Origin of the sequence: Sphingobacterium siyangense (genome assembly GCF_023277505.1) — a bacterium.
Taxonomy (GTDB): Bacteria; Bacteroidota; Bacteroidia; order Sphingobacteriales; family Sphingobacteriaceae; genus Sphingobacterium; species Sphingobacterium siyangense.
Window position 1 is genome coordinate 1953863 of record NZ_CP080574.1, and the last position, 18062, is coordinate 1971924.

Annotated in this window: 12 protein-coding genes; 8 read left to right on the plus strand and 4 right to left on the minus strand. The window is 39.5% G+C overall.

What is annotated here, in order from left to right; all coding sequences use genetic code 11:
• Positions 1 to 143: 143 nt before the first annotated feature.
• Both K2F45_RS07880 and rlmB read left to right on the plus strand, forming a co-directional pair.
• Positions 144 to 1988 (plus strand): DNA polymerase III subunit gamma/tau, encoded by a 1845-nt coding sequence (locus K2F45_RS07880; RefSeq protein ID WP_145327589.1) that lies wholly within the window; start codon positions 144 to 146, stop codon positions 1986 to 1988.
• A 77-nt stretch (positions 1989 to 2065) separates the two neighbouring features.
• The gene (gene rlmB, locus K2F45_RS07885) at positions 2066 to 2854 is read left to right on the plus strand and encodes a 23S rRNA (guanosine(2251)-2'-O)-methyltransferase RlmB (RefSeq protein ID WP_046672182.1); all 789 of its coding nucleotides are present in this window, start codon (positions 2066 to 2068) and stop codon (positions 2852 to 2854) included.
• Between the two features lie 59 nt (positions 2855 to 2913).
• Here the strand turns inward: rlmB and K2F45_RS07890 are convergent, their stop codons facing one another.
• Together K2F45_RS07890 and K2F45_RS07895 are read right to left on the minus strand one after the other, a co-directional pair.
• Entirely contained in the window at positions 2914 to 4680 is a 1767-nt protein-coding gene (locus K2F45_RS07890) for an AMP-dependent synthetase/ligase (RefSeq protein WP_075991674.1), read from the minus strand.
• 179 nt (positions 4681 to 4859) lie between these two features.
• Positions 4860 to 6737: a DEAD/DEAH box helicase gene (locus tag K2F45_RS07895; protein ID WP_075991675.1), complete on the minus strand. Its 1878-nt coding sequence runs from the start codon at positions 6735 to 6737 to the stop codon at positions 4860 to 4862.
• 263 nt (positions 6738 to 7000) lie between these two features.
• On the opposite strand from K2F45_RS07895, the gene K2F45_RS07900 reads away from it, so the two are divergent.
• The 6 genes from K2F45_RS07900 (at position 7001) to K2F45_RS07925 (ending at position 15055) form a co-directional block, all read left to right on the plus strand.
• Positions 7001 to 7615: an RNA polymerase sigma factor gene (locus K2F45_RS07900; protein WP_075991676.1), complete on the plus strand. Its 615-nt coding sequence runs from the start codon at positions 7001 to 7003 to the stop codon at positions 7613 to 7615.
• Positions 7616 to 7746: 131 nt separating this feature from the next.
• Entirely contained in the window at positions 7747 to 8709 is a 963-nt protein-coding gene (locus K2F45_RS07905; RefSeq protein WP_075991677.1) for a FecR family protein, read from the plus strand.
• A gap of 163 nt (positions 8710 to 8872) precedes the next feature.
• Positions 8873 to 12226 (plus strand): TonB-dependent receptor, encoded by a 3354-nt coding sequence (locus K2F45_RS07910; protein ID WP_248933285.1) that lies wholly within the window; start codon positions 8873 to 8875, stop codon positions 12224 to 12226.
• Positions 12227 to 12446: 220 nt separating this feature from the next.
• Entirely contained in the window at positions 12447 to 13802 is a 1356-nt protein-coding gene (locus K2F45_RS07915; RefSeq protein WP_075991678.1) for a hypothetical protein, read from the plus strand.
• Positions 13803 to 13858: 56 nt separating this feature from the next.
• Complete coding sequence (locus K2F45_RS07920) at positions 13859 to 14662, plus strand: hypothetical protein (RefSeq protein WP_075991679.1); 804 nt, start codon at positions 13859 to 13861, stop codon at positions 14660 to 14662.
• 78 nt (positions 14663 to 14740) lie between these two features.
• The gene (locus K2F45_RS07925) at positions 14741 to 15055 is read left to right on the plus strand and encodes a hypothetical protein (RefSeq protein ID WP_075991680.1); all 315 of its coding nucleotides are present in this window, start codon (positions 14741 to 14743) and stop codon (positions 15053 to 15055) included.
• Positions 15056 to 15060: 5 nt separating this feature from the next.
• On the opposite strand, the gene K2F45_RS07930 is transcribed toward K2F45_RS07925, so the two are convergent.
• Both K2F45_RS07930 and K2F45_RS07935 read right to left on the minus strand, forming a co-directional pair.
• Positions 15061 to 16419, minus strand: coding sequence for a S41 family peptidase (locus tag K2F45_RS07930; protein ID WP_248933286.1), 1359 nt, complete (start codon positions 16417 to 16419; stop codon positions 15061 to 15063).
• Positions 16420 to 16625: 206 nt separating this feature from the next.
• Entirely contained in the window at positions 16626 to 17957 is a 1332-nt protein-coding gene (locus K2F45_RS07935; RefSeq protein ID WP_075991682.1) for an OmpA family protein, read from the minus strand.
• Between the last annotated feature and the right edge of the window lie 105 nt (positions 17958 to 18062).

An 18062-nucleotide genomic window follows, 5' to 3' on the forward strand; every position in this document is an offset into this window, starting at 1 on the left:
AATTTGATAACATTGTAGTAATATAAAATTAATGATAAAATTTGCTTTTTTTGTGCATTGAAGGAATTATTATTAAAAAATTACAATCTATTTTTAGGTTTTAGATTCTCCTTTTTCATTTTTAAAATCCGTATCTTCGTGCAATGGATAATTTTATTGTTTCTGCACGTAAATACCGCCCGATTACCTTTGATTCGGTTGTAGGTCAGCAACACATTACTGGTACCTTAAAGAATGCGATACACAACAATCAGTTGGCGCAGGCATTTTTGTTTTGTGGTCCCCGCGGTGTGGGGAAAACTACCTGTGCACGTATTTTAGCTAAAACAATAAATTGTGAAAATATCTTAGCAGGCACCGAACCTTGTGGCACATGTGATAGCTGTAAGTCTTTCCAAAATGGAAATTCTTTCAGTATTCATGAACTGGATGCTGCATCCAATAATTCCGTAGATGATATCCGCAACCTGATTGATCAAGTACGCATACCACCACAGGCTGGAAAATATAAAATCTATATCATAGATGAGGTGCATATGCTTTCTCAAGCGGCTTTCAATGCTTTTTTGAAGACATTGGAGGAACCTCCTTCCTATGCTATCTTTATCCTGGCGACCACTGAAAAACATAAGATTTTACCAACGATTCTTTCGCGCTGTCAGATTTTTGATTTTAACCGGATCAAAGTGGAAGATATGGCCAGTCATTTGGCCCGTATCGCTGACAGGGAAGGTATTGCTTATGATCAGGACGGATTACATATCATTGCCCAAAAGGCCGATGGTGGCCTTCGGGATGCCTTGTCGATGTTCGATCAGATCGTCAGTTTTTCCAATAAAAATGTCACCTATCAAGCTGTAATCGATAATTTGAATATCTTGGATTACGATTATTATTTTAAGCTAACGGATGCTATTTTAACGGAGGATGCAGCACAAACTTTATTGATTTTCAATGAGATTTTAAATCACGGGTTTGATGGCAGTCATTTCATAGCCGGTCTGTCTGCGCATTTTAGAAATTTGCTGGTTGCTAAAGAGCCAACTACGCTAAAATTATTGGAAGTCAGTGATAGTATTCGTCAAAAGTATCTGCAGCAGTCCCAAAAAGCTTCTCCAGGATTTTTGTTATCTGCATTGAATATTTCCAATCAATGTGAGATCAACTATAAAACAAGTAAAAATCAACGCCTGCAAGTTGAACTTTCACTCCTCAAGACATGTCATATCGCAAGTGCGATTAAATTGAGCCAGCTTGGATCCGTACAGATTCCTTCGGCAACCGAGGGCGTAAAAAAAAAACTTCCTGAGCCAGTAGTTGGACAAGCGCAACAAACCTCGGTAGTCCCTACTCCGCAAGCGACTTCTCCAGCGAATGCTCCTGTCGTTGAAAATCCTGTGACACCGCGTTCGCAAGCTAACCCCGTAAATTACCAGGCTTCCGAGACTAAGGAAGAGGTGAAAAAAGATCCTATTTCCAACGTGCCTCCTAAAGTAAAAAAAGGCGGATGGGGAGCATCTACTGCAGCAATTATTCCGTCTTTGCCGGATTTGAATACCATATACGATAACAATGCGGTTGCCAAAGAAGGTGATGAGCCAGAATTAATACGTGGAAGCGAACAACGTGATGTTTCATTCGGTCAATTTATTGCTGTTTGGAACAGTTATGCTGAACAGCTGAAAGCGGAAAACAAGATTAACTTGTATACCATGATGACGGCTATGCAACCGCGGTTAAATGGGGTATTGATTGAAATTGATGTCGAAAATGGTGTTCAGATGGATGTATTGCAAAGTGCAAAGGTTGATGTGCTGAACTACTTACGTGTGAAACTCCAGAATTTTTCGCTGGATCTGCAGGGGGTGATGATGGAACATACGATTTCACGCAAACCCTATACTTCCCAGGAGAAGTATCAAGCAATGGTCAACAAAAACCCGCTTTTAGATACTTTGCGGAAGGAGTTTAACTTGGGGCTAAGCTAATTCAAACACGCTAGTTGTTTTTTATTTTTGTACATTTGCAAACTCTTCCATGAAGAGGGAAATATTTAGTATTTATTATGCAAGGAAATTTTCAGAGACGTGATCGCGACCACGGGGAAAGACGTGAAGTGAATCAGATGGTATTTGGTATTCGTGCTGTCATCGAAGCAATCGATAGTGGTAAAGAGATCGAGTCATTATTTATACAACGCGGTTTGAGCGGCAGTTTGATTCTAGAATTGAAAGCCTTGTTAAAGGAACATAATATCGCTTCTCAACAGGTGCCAATTGAAAAATTAAACCGCATAACACGTAAAAATCATCAAGGTGTAATTGCGGTTATTTCTCCAATTACCTATCATGATATAGAAGAACTTCTCCCTCAGATTTATGAAAAAGGTGAAACTCCTTTACTTCTGATGTTGGATGGAGTGACAGATGTGCGCAATTTGGGTGCTATTGCACGTACAGCGGAATGTTCTGGAGTACATGCCATCATTGTCCCTAAAAAGGGCTCAGCTGAGGTTAACCCTGATGCCATTAAAACATCTGCTGGAGCACTCTATAAAATCCCTGTCTGTCGCCATGATAGCTTGTCCAAAGTTGGTAAATTTTTGATTGATTCAGGTGTGCAGTTAGTTGCCAGTACAGAAAAAACAACCTCGAGCATTTACGATGTGGATTATACAGCTCCAACCTGTGTAATTATGGGGGCAGAGGACGTTGGTGTTTCCAATGACCTAATTCGTATTGCCGACCACCTGGCCAAGATACCAATGTACGGTGAAATAGGTTCGTTAAATGTATCTGTGTCGGCCGCAGTAGTGATCTATGAAGCGATTCGTCAACGGATTGTTAAAAAATAAAGAATATAATTTAGTTGATTACAAAAAGCCTTTGTTTTTGACAAAGGCTTTTTTGTAGACTAGTTTTGATAAATATCTTCAATCTCTTGTTCGTATTTTTGCAAGATAACTTTTCTTTTCATTTTTAACGTCGGTGTCAATTCACCGGTTTCAACGGTCATTTCGTCGGGGACTATGATGAACTTCTTGATCTGTTCCCAGCTGCCAAAATTTTGATTAATACGGTTGAGTTCCGATCCCATTTTCTGTTTCAGTTCTAGGCTATTTAGAAAATCTAGTCTAGAAAGATTGGCAAGGGCGGGAAAAGCACTTCTTGACCATTCTAGAAGATTATTATAGTTGGGAACAATCAACGCCGCAGGAAATTTGCGGCCTTCTCCAAGTACCATAGCCTGTTCGATAAATGAAGATTCGACCAGTTTAGATTCGATCTGCTGCGGAACGATATATTTTCCTCCAGAAGTCTTGAACATCTCTTTCTTTCGGTCTATAATTTTAAGAAATTTACCGTCTACCCATTGGCCAATGTCCCCAGTATAAAGCCAGCCATCCTTGATCGCTTCTGCTGTTGCCTCTGGATTTTTATAATAGCCAATCATATTATTCTCGCCTTTAGTCAATATTTCTCCATCGTTAGCAAGCTTTATTTCGATATTAATTAACGGTAAGCCTACAGTACCAATTTTCATACCTCGTTTATAGCAATTTACAGCGATACATGGTCCCGCCTCAGTGAGGCCATAACCTTCATATATTGGAATCCCTGCTGCCATATACAGACGGATTAATCTTTCCTGTAAAGCAGCACTCCCGGAGGCAATCCCTTTGATGTCACCACCTAATGCTTCGCGCCATTTTGAAAAAACTAATTTACGGGCAATGTTCAGTTGAAAGTCATACCACCATGTACGTCCCTCCAGTTTGTATTGTTCGCCGACGCTCAAGGACCAGAAGAATAGCTTACGCTTGACTCCTGTTAATTGCTCTCCTGTAGCCATAATCTTCTCATAAACTTTCTCCAATACACGAGGTACAGCGGAAAAAATATGTGGTTTAACGGATTTAAAATCTTCACCTATCGTATCCATCGATTGAGCAAAGAAGATTGTCAAACCTTTGTACATATATACATATTGGAATACGCGTTCATAGGCATGACAAACTGGAAGAAAGGAGAGGGCACGATCACCCCGTTCGACAGGAAAGGAATATTCACTACTCAACGTATCTGCCAATAAATTTTTATGAGACAACATAACACCTTTGGGATTTCCTGTTGTGCCAGAGGTGTAAATGATGGATGCCAATGTATCGGTTTTTATACCATCACGTAGTTGGTTTAGCGTTTCATCTGTAATGATCTCGCCCTTGGAAACGAAGTCATGCCAATGGTTTAGACCATCCTCTTTGTCTAGACTGTAAATAGCATTTAGTTGCGGACAATTATCTTGTATCGTTAATATCTTTGTGTATAGTGTCTTTGAACTAACAATACACTTCCTGATTTCGGCATGATTGAAGATATACGTGTAATCTAAGGTTGAAATATTAGGGTAGATGGCGACTACTACAGCTCCAATTTGTTGAATGGCAAAATCAAGGATATTCCACTCGATGCGGTTCTCACTAATTAATGCTACTTTCTCTCCAGGCTGAACGCCTAATGCGATCAAACCTTTAGATGTCTCGTTGATCTGTTCAATAAATTGAGTATTGCTTACTTGTACCCATTCGTTATCTTTTCTGAAAGAAAACATTGGGAAATCCGGGGCAATACTATATTGCAGGTATGCTAAATCAAATAATCTTGTTGCTACTATTGGCATGTTAGAAGTCCAGTTCGTATAATACAGCTAATTTACGCTTTTTTATAGAGACTATTATATTGGCAGGAGATATTAGTGCCTGTACTGTTAGGAGAGGGAAAATAAAAGAAAAGACTCTGGCATCTCAAGCTGATCGCTTTTGTGCCAGAGTCTTTAACTCTTATGCTAAGTACTAATAATTAGTATTTGCTTTTTGATTCTTTACGTTTTCCAGAGAAATCACGGAAGCCACCGCCATTGCTGCTACGCTCACCACGATCACGACGCTCACCACTGAATCCGCCTTCACGTCTTCCGCTGCGTTCGCCGCCACCATATCCACCTTCACGTCTTCCACCGCGATCACCACCACGGTATCCACCTTCACGTCTTCCGCCACGATCACCACCACGGCTTCTTCCGCCACGGTCGCTACGACCTTCACCTCTTGCTTCACCAGATACTTCGATACGTACTTGACGACCGTTGTAATCTACACCTTGGAATCCTTGGAATACTTTTTCTACTTCTGCATCTTGAACTTCGAAGAATGTGAACACGCCTTTCAAATCAATTTTACCGATTGATTTTCCTGAAATATTCGCATTGTTACAGATGAAGCCCAACATATCTCCACGAGAGAATTCGTCTACTGAACCTAAATTCATAAATAAACGCGTGTAGCCTTTTGAACCTTCACGTGAACGACCATCACGTCTATCACCGCGGTCTTCACGACCACCGTCACGCGCTTCGATATTTAAATCAGGTGCATTTTTGTAATAATCCAAGAAACGGTTGAACTCAAGAGAAGCGAATCTTTTGATGATATCTTCTTTTGAAAGTGACTCCAAATTTTCCATAATTGCAGGCAAGAATGGGCTGATTTGTTCGTCGTTTACTTCAACATTTTCAATCTTTTTAACGATAGAAAATAATTGTTTTTCGCAAACTTCAGCACCTTGAGGTACTTGTTTTTTCTCAAAAGGCTTACCGATGATCTTTTCAAGATGACGGATTTTGCTTAGTTCTTTTACGTTTACCAAAGAAAGTGAAATACCAGTTTTACCTGCACGGGCTGTACGGCCTGAACGGTGTGTATAGTTTTCTGTTTCATCAGGTAAAGAGAAGTTAATAACGTGAGTTACATCACTTACATCAATACCACGAGCGGCTACGTCTGTTGCGATCAACAATTGTAAACTACGGTCACGGTAACGTTTCATTACTTTATCACGTTGTTGTTGTGATAAGTCACCATGTAATGAATCTGCATTGTAACCATCTTTAATCAACGCTTCAGCGATATCCTGTGTTTCGATTTTTGTACGACAAAATACGATACCAAAGATATCAGGGTTTGAATCCACAATACGTTTGAACGCAGCATATTTATCTTTTGCTTTGATCAAATAATAGTGGTGTTCAATGTTGGCATTACCGGTGTTTTTTGTACCTACAGTAAGCTCAACTGGATCGGTCATATAATTCTTTGCGATACGACGTACCTCAGAAGGCATTGTCGCCGAAAATAACCAAGTTTTTTTCTCGTCAGGAGTTTCTGACAAAATGTTGTTGATGTCTTCTTTGAAGCCCATATTGAGCATCTCATCCGCTTCATCCAATACAACATATTTTACATTTGAAAAATCAATCGCATTTCTGCCGATGATATCCAACATACGACCTGGGGTCGCTACTACAATTTGCACTCCACGTCTAATTTGACGTAGCTGGTCTGAGATATTTGCACCTCCATATACAGCAACAACATGTACGTTGTCAACGTATTTAGCAAATTTTTCTAAATCTTTTGAGATTTGTAAACATAATTCCCGAGTAGGGCAAAGGATTAATGCCTGTGGGTGTTTTTGAGAAAAGTCTAATTGCTCTAATAATGGAAGACCAAATGCCGCGGTCTTTCCTGTGCCAGTTTGGGCTAATCCGACAAAATCGTCGTTACCAGTCAATAAAACAGGAATGGCTTTTTCCTGAATTTCAGAAGGTTTTTCGAAACCTAATTCTGAGATGGCATTAACAACTTCCTCACGGATTCCCAGTTCTAAAAATGGGTTCATGAAATATTTTATACAATAGGCACTATTGCCTAAGGCGTTGCAAAGGTAAGAATAATATTGGAATAAACAAATAATTTAAATAATTGATTTTTAAGGGAATCTGATTCTTTTATACCAGGTGATAATAAATTGAGCGCTGTTATATAGATTTAGCTCACTTTGAAAAGTATTATTTCGAATGTGAAACTATTTTATATACCTACAGTTTCTTTATTCATTTATTAATAGAAACTTAATATCTCAACCTTAATTTTGGTATTAGCATGAATCAAGGACCAGTTGTACATCAGCGTTGGCTACAAGCTATTAAAGAGTTTAACGATACTTCTGCTTATGAGGAATTGTATCGCTATTGCTGGAAAGATCTTTATCAGCACGCTGCCCGTCGGATCCTAGACCGACAGGATGTGGAGGATATTCTACAGGAACTGTTTGTCCAATTTTGGGAAAGGCGGCATACAATCGACATCCAAATGAATCTTCCAGCCTATTTGAAAGGGATGCTCAAATATAAAATTATAGATTTCTTTAATTCCAATAAGGCCAAAGACAGATTGTTGGAGCACTGGAGTAAACATATATTCGACTATGTGCAGCAACATCCAGAGGATCTCAACACGTATTTAGCCCTTGAGAAGTTGTTGGAGGAAGAGCTGGAAATTATGCCACAGAATATGCGGCAAGCGCTTTTATTAAAATGGGAACATTTATCCATTCGAGAGATAGCCATGCGTACGGGGCTGTCTGAGCAAACGGTCAAAAATAATCTTACGGAAGCATCCAAACGACTACGGAAAGCTATTTTGGGCTATCAACATGTTCAAAACGGTAGTTTTAGCCTTCTTTTGGTCTTTATGATAGACGAGCTCGCTAAGTAGCTTACCCACCTTGCCATATTCCTATTTTCTGAACTTTGATCCTTTAACAATTCTTTCATACAACATTAACTATTTCTTGAAGTACTTTGGGGCTTTTTTGCAGACTTGTATATAAACAGCAGGCATAAAAAGTGAAAAGAAGAATTTTTGAATCCTTAATCTATAGATACCAGCATAATAATGCGAACAAGGCTGAGAGGTCCCTGATTGATCGCTGGTATGATACGCTTGATCGGGAAGAACTTTCTGAAGGGGAGATAGATGAGGTTCGATTATGGAATAATATACAGCAACGTATTGGAAGTACTGCGTCTAAAAAATCAGTGGGTCGGAGCATAATCTACTGGAGCGGAGCGGTTGCGGCAAGTCTACTGTTATGTGTTGGCGTTTTATTTTGGACAAAACAGCATGATCTGAATTTCTCCCAAAGAGAAGCGAATTTAAAACCCGGTTACCGGATTTTTGAAACAGGGGCCTCACAACGTAAGCGGATATTTTTGGCCGACGGATCAACCGTTGTAATGAACGCATATTCCAAAATTAAATTGGATACCATCTCTTACAATAGGCGTGATCGAGTTGTGGAACTTATGGCTGGAGAGGCCTATTTTGAGATCAAGAAAGATTCCTCAAAAGCTTTTGTGGTGAATGCCCGACAAATACAGACAAGGGTGCTGGGGACCTCCTTTACCGTGAAAAACTATGCGGAATTGGATGAGATATCGGTGTCCGTATTTACAGGTAAAGTGCAGGTTACTGCCAATAACAATCCGCTGGGTGTACTGACCCGTGGCGAACAGATCCGTTATACCAAAAATAACCACAATAGTCATCAGGAGACTTTTGATCTGACGACACGGAATAGCTGGATTGAGGGAAGAGTTTATCTTAAGCAAAGCAGTTTTGCAGAATTGGCACTGGCGGTCAAAAGTATCTATGATGTGGATATTAAAACTGACGATCAGCGGATTGCCCAACAACGGTATAGTATGCCGATATCAAAGCAGCTGTCCTGGACGGCAACCCTGGAAAGTATCAAAGCAATTCATCACAACAAATCAAGGAAGGAGGGCAGGATAGTGCATATTTACTAATTCGGGAATAAAAAAAGAGAGCTGACGACGGCCATCGTCAACTCTGCATCATGTACCATTTGGAGATGGTATAAATAACATATACAACAACTTAAGAGATATTATATACGCATACAAATTTATGAAATTTAAGCAATACGTTACGCAAAACGATATTAAGTTTATGATAAGGACATCGTTGGTAGGTCTATTTCTTTCGATCGTGTCGGCCGAAATGCTCTTAGCTTCGGGCGCATACGGGCAGTTACTCGATAAAAAGATTACAGTTTCTTTTAGTGAATCTAATATTCCGGCGGCTTTCGAACGTTTGGAATCCCAAAATATACATATCGCTTTCGATGCAGCGAAATATAATCTGGCAGAGAAAAAGGTAAATGCCAAAATTTTTAAAAGTAATAGTGTCCGCGATGTCATGCGTTATCTGCTCAGGGAGACTGACCTAATGGCTCAAGACAACAGTGTCTATATTACATTAGTCGAAAAACCGGTACAGCAGAATGGGTATATTTCAGGTAAAGTTATTGATGATCGCGGTCAGCCTTTGGCTAATGCCAGCATCAAACTGATCGGTACCAATAAATCAACACAGAGCGGTATCGATGGGAGCTATCTTTTGAATGCTGAACCGGGAACCTACATATTGGAAGTCAGTTACCTCTCTTACCAGACCCAACGTATTGAAGGGGTCAAAATACAGTCCGGACAACGGACAGGGTTAAACATTGCTATGAAGACGCAGGTAAATGCGCTAGAGACGGCAGTTGTCAATGTATCGTTTAAAAAAGCTTCCGTAGCAGGTCTGTATGCGGCGCAAAAAAATGCAGCGTCGGTGACGGACGGAATATCCGCCGAACAGATCGCGCGTACACCGGACAATGATATGGGGCAGGTTTTAAAACGTGTTACCGGATTGACCACTGTTAATAACCGGAACGTCATTGTGCGGGGGATGTCCGACCGCTACAATCAGGCCATGTTGGACGGTGTGGTGATTCCGAGTACTTCGCAGAATAGACGGGATTTTTCCTTTGATATTATACCGACAGAAATGGTGAGCTCGGTGGTGGTCAATAAAACGGCAACACCGGATGTATCCGCTGAATTTTCGGGCGGACAGGTTTCGGTGAATACGATTGATATTCCCGATAAGGATTTTATGACAATACAATATGGGATTGGTGGTAATTCCCGCACAACTGGCAAAGACTTTTATCGGCTGGGGGAGCGGAAAGCATCGGAATTTTTTGGTTTTAATCATTCTTCTTCAAAACAACCTGAGGGGATATTGCCTTGGTATTGGAATGGTGAAGCCCGACGTCTGGATGCCCCCCCTGGGTATGTACTGGACGATCCAAAGTTAAATGAAGAATTTTTAATGCCGGGTTCAGATGTCAAGTATAATGACATTGATGCAATATCCCAATCTAAACAGGTCAATGCAGACGCTATGAAACTATATCGTTATAAAGCCAATCCCAACCAAAATTTTCGGTTTGCATTGGGGCGACGATATAATCTTTCAAATGGATTATTGTTTGGTTTCTCTGCTTCTGCGAATATTCGAAATGAACAAAATATTGTAGCCTTCAATAATGTGAGAGGATCCGCTATTAATGGAGCACACTATATTGACAGTACAGGAGTCGGTTTAAATGGAGCGGGTACTTCTTATCGTTTTAATAGTAGTAGTGGGTTAGTTGCGAATTTTGGGTTACAAGGGCAGGATTTTAAGCTCGCATTCAAAAATATATATGCCCGTACTTATAACAACTCCTATAATGAAAATATTCGAGCGGCCTTTGCAGACCTAAGTAATGCTCCAACAAAAAATCAGTATCAGCTGCCTGAAGCAATGTCTTTACAACAGCATCAATTAAGCGGCGAATATAAATTGCCTTGGAAAATTAAAGCGGAAGGCATGTTTGCCTATAATAAAATCAAACAACAGATTTTAGATGAGCGGAAATTGAGATATAGATTGACTACTGTATTCGATGATCAACATCTATTTCAGACTCCAAATTTGTTAAATCTTTCAGGATGGTCAAATTCATCTGTGCTGGGAAAAGATTCCCGTATGTGGACACAGATCAATGAGGATGATTATAATTGGGCAATGGCATTTTCCCGCATTTTTGGAGAAGGACGATCTGTCAGTACTTTGGTTAAAGTTGGTTATCAGGGCTGGTCTAAGAAGCGAGATTTATCCATATTTCGTTTGTTGCCTTTTACGCGTTCCTATATGCCTAATGATCCGTCAACCGCAGCGCCTGCTATCGAAGCGCCTTATGATGTGTTGTTTTCGTCGGAAAATATTGGCAACGGCATTGGTCAGGCTTATTATTATCCCGAGCTTATTGGCGGAAATGTATATGACGGAAGTATGCAATCGCACGGAGGATATTTTATGTTGGATCAGAAATTATGGAATAAATTGCGCTTGGTGTATGGTGTTCGTGCTGAATATTATAACCTAAAAAATCGTCAGGACGAAATGTTTAGAAAACAGAATGGTGATCCGAATGATGACAAAAATAAATTTATAGCATATAAATTGCTTGTGCGTGAAAATAATTGGAAATTTTTACCATCCATTAATGCCACTTATAGTGTTACTAATACCTTTAATGTTCGAGGTAGCTATTCAAAAACTGCAATCCGTCCAGATTTTCGAGAAACAGGTTTTTTTGGATTTTATGACTTTGAACTGGATGCGATTATTTCAGGGGATAATGTGGAATCGACCTTTATTGATAATGTAGATCTGCGGTTGGAATGGTACCCAAGTCCGGGAGAAATTATATCATTAACGGGATTTTATAAATATCTGGATAAACCCATTGAACTGGTCGAAGATGAATCATTTACGGGTGGGGCCTATTATGTCTTTAATAATATGGAATCTGCTAAAAATAATGGGTTAGAATTTGAAATTCGTAAAAATTTAAGTTTTATAGGTGATAAAGATTGGTTAACAAATTTTTTTATCTCAGCGAATGCAACGCTTTTAAGCTCCAAAGTAAATGTATTGAGTTCGTGGAAGTATAAGATTGTTGACGGAAAGGAGTTGCCTGAGCGGATTAAAGATCGTTCTCCCGGTCAGGATCGTCCTTTGATCGGTCAATCACCATGGTTGTTGAATTTGGGAATTGGCTATTGGGGAAATTCATTCGGAACGACGGTTAGTTATAACCATAGAGGATACAGAACGAATATTACTTCCATTGATCCCAATAGAGTGGAATATGAATTAGCGCCTAAGCAACTGGACCTGCAGATATATAAACGTTTTCTCAACAATAAATTAGAAGCTAAGTTGAATATGGCGAACCTATTAGATGATTGGACTCGCTATTATCAGAATACAGAGGGATACAGTGTCGGAAATGAAAATGGAATTTATACAATCAAAAAATTTAAAGGGGACAATAGATACAATAAAGCTGATGGGGATATTATAACCTATCGAAAAAAAGATGGAAGAAGATTTAATCTTTCATTGACATACAATTTTTAATAAGATAAAACTATCTGCGCGAGGCAGTTTCATATCACTCCTCAATAATGTACATAAGTTCCGGGTTTGTCCAAGTCGCACAACAGGGAAGTAAAATAGAAAAATACAGAAAACGGGTGATTGAAAACAACTATGCAACCTTATGAAATGCTATCCCATAGGGATGCATAGTCTAAAAAATGATCTTGTGATGGCAAAACTAGTAATTATTTAACACAAAATGAAAAAAATCTTAACAGTAGCAAGCGTATGCGCAATCGCATTGGCTTCTTGTAACAAAGACAACGTAGGACCTAATTCAGATTTGAATGCTGGTTTGCCAAACAAACCTCAGGCAACGATTCCAACAGATGCTGCCGGTATTATTACTAAAACTACGCTTTCTGCAGATACCGTATGGAAAATTGATGGAGTTGCTTTCGTAAAACCGGGTGCGACATTGACGATTCAAGCGGGTACTTACATTACTTCTGGTGTAACTAAAGCATACGATGACCAAATCACCGGAATAACTCAAAATATCAAAGGCGTTTTGGTTGTACCTAAAACAGCGAAATTAATCGCTAACGGTACTGCTTCAGCACCAATCGTATTCACTTCTCCAAATGCGGCAGGATCTCGTAACCCTGGTGATTTCGGAGGTGTCGTCTTGTTGGGTAGCGCAACTACCAATCAAGCTGCCACACGGAGAATCGAAGGGATTCCTCAACCTGTGGGTGTAGATGTTACTTATGGAGGTACAAACGCTGCAGATAATTCAGGCTCATTGAAATATGTACGTATTGAATTTGCGGGTTACAACTTAACTGCTGATAATGAGATCAACGGACTAACTTTAGGTGGTGTTGGTACTGGTACCACCTTGGAAAATATTCAGGTATCTTGGGGTAAAGATGATGGTTTCGAGTTCTTTGGCGGTACTGTAAATGCGAAATACCTGGTAGCCTTATCGAATGATGATGATGACTTTGATTTCGATCATGGATACACCGGAACAATTCAGTATGCCTTATCATTAAAGGATCCTAATTCAACAAATAGCACATCAAGTGGTAGTTCGGATTCAAACGGTTTGGAATCGGATAACGAAGGTACAGCGCCATATGCAGCGACACCAAAGACTCGCCCAGTACTGAAAAATTTTACATTCTTGGGAATTAAGGATGCTACTGTAGCTGGTACAAAACTGAAATTTGGTAACCGTTGGAGAAGAGCTTCACAGTATGATATTCAAAATTCGATTATCGCTGGTTATGCAACAGGTGCAGCATTTCAGGATGGTGCAACAGGTACTTTTACAGGTAATGTTGTACATGCTTATACTGCGGCATTCAGTGGTGCTACACCAACAGGAAACCAAACAAATGTGTCAACAGATGCAACGACATATTTGAATTTAGCAGGAGCTGGAAATATTTTTTATCCAACAACATCTACATTTAATCCTGCTTTTTTAAGACCATTGTCAACTTCACCTGCATATGGTGATGGAAGTACAACTTATAAAGGTGCATTCCATCCGACAACTGCTCCTTGGACTGCAAACTGGACTCAATTTGCTCCAAAAACTTATTAATATTGATTATTTAATTGAGTGAGCCATACAATGGCTCACTTCTTTATCCTTTATAGATGATTAAAAATTTATTTCTCTGTTTTATAGCCCTTTGGATTGGATCCCTATTGTCTTCCTGTCAAAAAGGTGAACCTATTGTAGAAACTGAAGAACTGGCCCGGATTGCTTTTAGATCTTATAGCACTGCGTCGGTGGATGTAAAAAGAGTAACGATAGATGGAAAAGTTGCTAATCCAAGCGATGCTAATTTTATTTTTATACGAAATAAAGATGCCGATTCTTCATCGGTCGTTGCATATAATAGTAATGATCAGGTCGTCCTAGAGCAACGGCTTCCGCTCAAATCAGGATTAAATACCTTTGGTGTACATAGTAAAAGTCCCATTGATCCGTCACTCGTTGTTGGGCCAAATCCCTTAGGAGATAATGTCGAATCGATTCCGGGTGTGAGGCAAGTAAAGATCTTAAATTATAATAAAACAATTTCACCTAATGGTGAGCCAATTCGATTGGCGGTTTATCAAGGTAAGCCTGTCTATGATGAAAGTTGGGGAATGGATATGGTCAAGTATGACGAAAATCCAATCCTGATTACCGACTTGATATCAGATAAAATTCCCGAAGAATTTATCAAAATACCGATTGACGCTACTTTTGTGCCAAAGGCGCAAGTATTAGATAAGGATTTAAAACCGATCCTTATAGATGGACAAAAAGTCTTTTTGTTTTTTAATTTTTCGGTAGATATCGGTATTGTATATCTCCCTCAAAAAGAATCCGATGCATATTTTGATGTTGATGCATTCTCAGAAATTGGAGGGATAGGCTATGGTTTGGATAATATCTGGCTACAGAAATAAAACTCATTACAAAACAAACACAGATACCCGTCAACACTTACATCAATGGTAAACCATTAATTCAAAAAAATAGTCATTATGAAAGGCATCAATGCTATAAAACATCGCAATTTATTCGCTATCTCCCTGAGAATTCAGGGAGATGTAGATCAGTCTGTTGATGCGGCTGCGCTGCTAGCCTTAAGGAATGAAATGGCGGAGCTGAATGAACTTTATCGGCAATATTTGGAAAAGTTGCAGCAGCTGGAAGACATCGTACAGGACTATGAATCGAAGGAGCGAACCATTCGTTCGGAAATCTTGTCGCCTTCTCTTCGCAAATTAGCCAAAAATGGACAGACTGGAGCCGATCTACGTATGATCATCACCTCGTTAAATTCTTGTGCACACTGATAAAATTATTTTTCGGTCTTATCCTGTGTACTCACTTCGATAGGTATTACCTGATAAGTACTTCCTCTATATTTGGGGGATAAAATGTTCGTCTTTTCTGTTGTATTGATAGTGCCCTTGACTCTGGTGTTTTTATCACTAATTGTTCGTAACACTTCCCGGATCAATGGATCTCTGGTGTCACCTATTGGGGTCAAAGGTAAAAAGGCAAACTCGTCGATCTTGGTAGAAGGAGTAATCCCGTTGCTATAATCTCCCTGTCCCATTTTATTGTATATTTTATAGATCATGGGAATCAAATGCCAAGCACGTTCAGTGCCATGAATTTCCTCAGGTGTAGATAGCGTTGTCGATGCCATGTCTTTTCCATAGGTTTTATCGCCAACCTGTACAACCTGTACATAGGGATGTAATCCATTAATTAACATTTCGGACGCGGATGCCGTGTTTGGTCCTGTGAGTATATAAATTCTTTTTAAATGTAAACCTTGTTTTAAAACATCTTTTGCTGAAAATGAATAGCCATCGGGCTGACCTTGCAGTGCTGCTGCGAAGCTGTCTTCTCTATTTTTGATGTTTTTGTTGCCTTGGTATTTGGCAAAAATGTCGTTTTCCTTGATGTCTGCCAATAAGAGTGCGCAAAATGAGGCGAAAGCAACCTGTCCACCGGGGTTATAACGTAAATCGACAATAAGTTCTTGTACCTGCTGGGACTTGAAATTTTGGACCGCTTCCAATAATGAATATGCCCCACTAAAGTCAAATTGACTTAAAAATATATAGCCTACCGTGGGGGAGGAGGAGATGAGTTTAGCGGTATAGAGGACAGGCTGGGAAATATAGGAAGAAGGCAGATGAAAGATTTTGCCATCGTTTCGCGTCAAATGCATTGCCGGTAAAATCAAGGATTTGCTTAGTAGCGATTTCAGGTTGCTGTGGTCGATAGGCTCGTTGTTGATGTGGCTTATGCTGTCTCCCCGTTTGAGTCCCATTAAATCTCCTTCGCTGAAGGGAACAATCTGGGTGATCAGTTGGATGGTTTTACCTGTTGTTTGGAGTTGTACCATATCAAATCCAAAAGTATTTGTTAGCGTATTTCCATAGGTATCACTATTTAGGGTTTGTAAGATAGTGGAAAAATGATCTTCGGGGTATAGGATATTTTTGAAAAATAAATCTGGACTTTGTTGGTAATCTTGGGTTGATCCAATTTTATCATTCCAGTAGTAATAGCGTTTCATTTGGTCTAATGCCCACTGGTTGATGGTTTCATTTGAGCCGGGTTCGTGAAGTGGTGGATCCTTTTCACAAGAGGAAAAGATCAACGAAAAGAAAGCCAATACAAGAGCATGGGGTCTACGCATTTTTTAAATTTTGCTTTATTAAAAATACGTGTTATGTTGTTTGTTCGGAAGTTATCTTTTTGTTGCTCAAATGTTTATTTACTTTAAATAGGGTGATCTTTTTACGTTTACCTTATCAAAGAATAAGATTTCGATAAGAAAAGGAGTAATAAAAAAGGCATCACGTGAAGTGATGCCTTTGGCTTGTATAAATCAAAGAATATCGATTAATAAAGCGTGAACTCTACGCGACGGTTTTGTTGACGACCATCAGCGGTTTTGTTTGATGCGATCGGTTGGTCAGGGCCATAACCTGTCGCTTCAATACGTGATGCATTAGCACCTTGAGATACTAAATAGGCTTTTACCGATTCAGCGCGTTCTTTTGATAAACGCATGTTCAATTCACGTGAACCTGTATTATCGGTGTGACCAGCTAGTTTTAAGCTAAAATTTTTCTCGATTAACAGTTCGGCTACTTTATTTAATGTCGCGTATGACGTAGGACGTATGGTTGCTTTTCCTAAATCGAATTCCAGGTTTTTGATTGCGTCAGCAACAACTTTCCGGTCAGCCTCTGTTACAACAACCTTCTCAACCACTCTTGTTTCGTTTTTAACAACAATTGGACATCCTGCACCGTCTACCTGAACACCTGAAGGTGTGCCTGGGCATTTGTCATATTTGTTAGCTACACCATCACCATCATCATCTTTCAGGTCACTGTTTAGGCCATCCAATTGATTTTGTAGTGCTTGGTTTTTAGCATTTAAAGCATCATTTTGTGCTTTAAGATCATCATATTTCAATGTGTAGTCGTTAACTAAGGTCGCTACTGGATTTGAATTGTTCAAAGCTGGTTTGCTACCATTACCCAATGCAAATTCTAAACCACCATGGATGTAAGTAAACAAGTCATTCTTATATTGACCACCTTGAATACCGTCAAAGTTTTGGTTAACCCAATTTAACTGATAACCCAACTCGAAGTTGATCCCTTTGGCAACAGCAAATTTAAGTCCCATGTCCAATGGTACGTAAATTTTGGAAATGCCATCCGCTTCTTGGGAAGTTGTTCCTGTCGTCAACGTAGTTTTGCTGTTCATCACACCAACACCTATTGATGCATAAGGTTTGATGAAACTGTTAAAGAATCTCCAGTTGGTATTGGCTGCTTGGAACTCTCCAGATAAGGCTAGTGACCAAGGGGTCTTTGCCTCGAATGACTGATCTGCTGTTTTCGTTAAGAAAGCACCTCCTGTTTTACCTCCGAAATAACTTCCTTTAATACCGAACGAAGGAGAAATTTGTTTTTTAATATAGGCACTGTAACCAAGGTTCCATGCCAAGTCTTCATAACCTGCACGATTGAAACCAGCAATATTGGTTTGATTAGTCACCCCTGCACCGATACCAATAGACCATGTTCTGTATTGCGTAACCGGACCAAATGGTGTTGTTCCTTCAATGGATGATCCCTTCGCATTTTGGGCAATTGCATTATTGGCAAATAAGCCCGCTGATGCTAGAGCAAATACTAATTGTAATTTTAGTTTCATATAATTTGTGTTTGTATAAACCGATGCAAAAGTAATAAGTTATAAATTAAATTCACTATAGGTTTGTAGTTGAAATATGACATTTGGTAAATAAAAAGGTGTTTC

Excerpts from the sequence above, each read along its gene's own strand:
- K2F45_RS07895 (WP_075991675.1), bottom strand. The coding sequence starts at position 6,737 with ATGAACCCATTTTTAGAACTGGGAATCCGTGAGGAAGTTGTTAATGCC.
- K2F45_RS07930 (WP_248933286.1), bottom strand. The coding sequence starts at position 16,419 with ATGCGTAGACCCCATGCTCTTGTATTGGCTTTCTTTTCGTTGATCTTT.
- K2F45_RS07935 (WP_075991682.1), bottom strand. The coding sequence starts at position 17,957 with ATGAAACTAAAATTACAATTAGTATTTGCTCTAGCATCAGCGGGCTTA.
- rlmB (WP_046672182.1), top strand. The coding sequence starts at position 2,066 with ATGCAAGGAAATTTTCAGAGACGTGATCGCGACCACGGGGAAAGACGT.
- K2F45_RS07910 (WP_248933285.1), top strand. The coding sequence starts at position 8,873 with ATGATAAGGACATCGTTGGTAGGTCTATTTCTTTCGATCGTGTCGGCC.
- K2F45_RS07915 (WP_075991678.1), top strand. The coding sequence starts at position 12,447 with ATGAAAAAAATCTTAACAGTAGCAAGCGTATGCGCAATCGCATTGGCT.
- K2F45_RS07925 (WP_075991680.1), top strand. The coding sequence starts at position 14,741 with ATGAAAGGCATCAATGCTATAAAACATCGCAATTTATTCGCTATCTCC.
- K2F45_RS07880 (WP_145327589.1), top strand. The coding sequence starts at position 144 with ATGGATAATTTTATTGTTTCTGCACGTAAATACCGCCCGATTACCTTT.
- K2F45_RS07920 (WP_075991679.1), top strand. The coding sequence starts at position 13,859 with ATGATTAAAAATTTATTTCTCTGTTTTATAGCCCTTTGGATTGGATCC.
- K2F45_RS07890 (WP_075991674.1), bottom strand. The coding sequence starts at position 4,680 with ATGCCAATAGTAGCAACAAGATTATTTGATTTAGCATACCTGCAATAT.
- K2F45_RS07900 (WP_075991676.1), top strand. The coding sequence starts at position 7,001 with ATGAATCAAGGACCAGTTGTACATCAGCGTTGGCTACAAGCTATTAAA.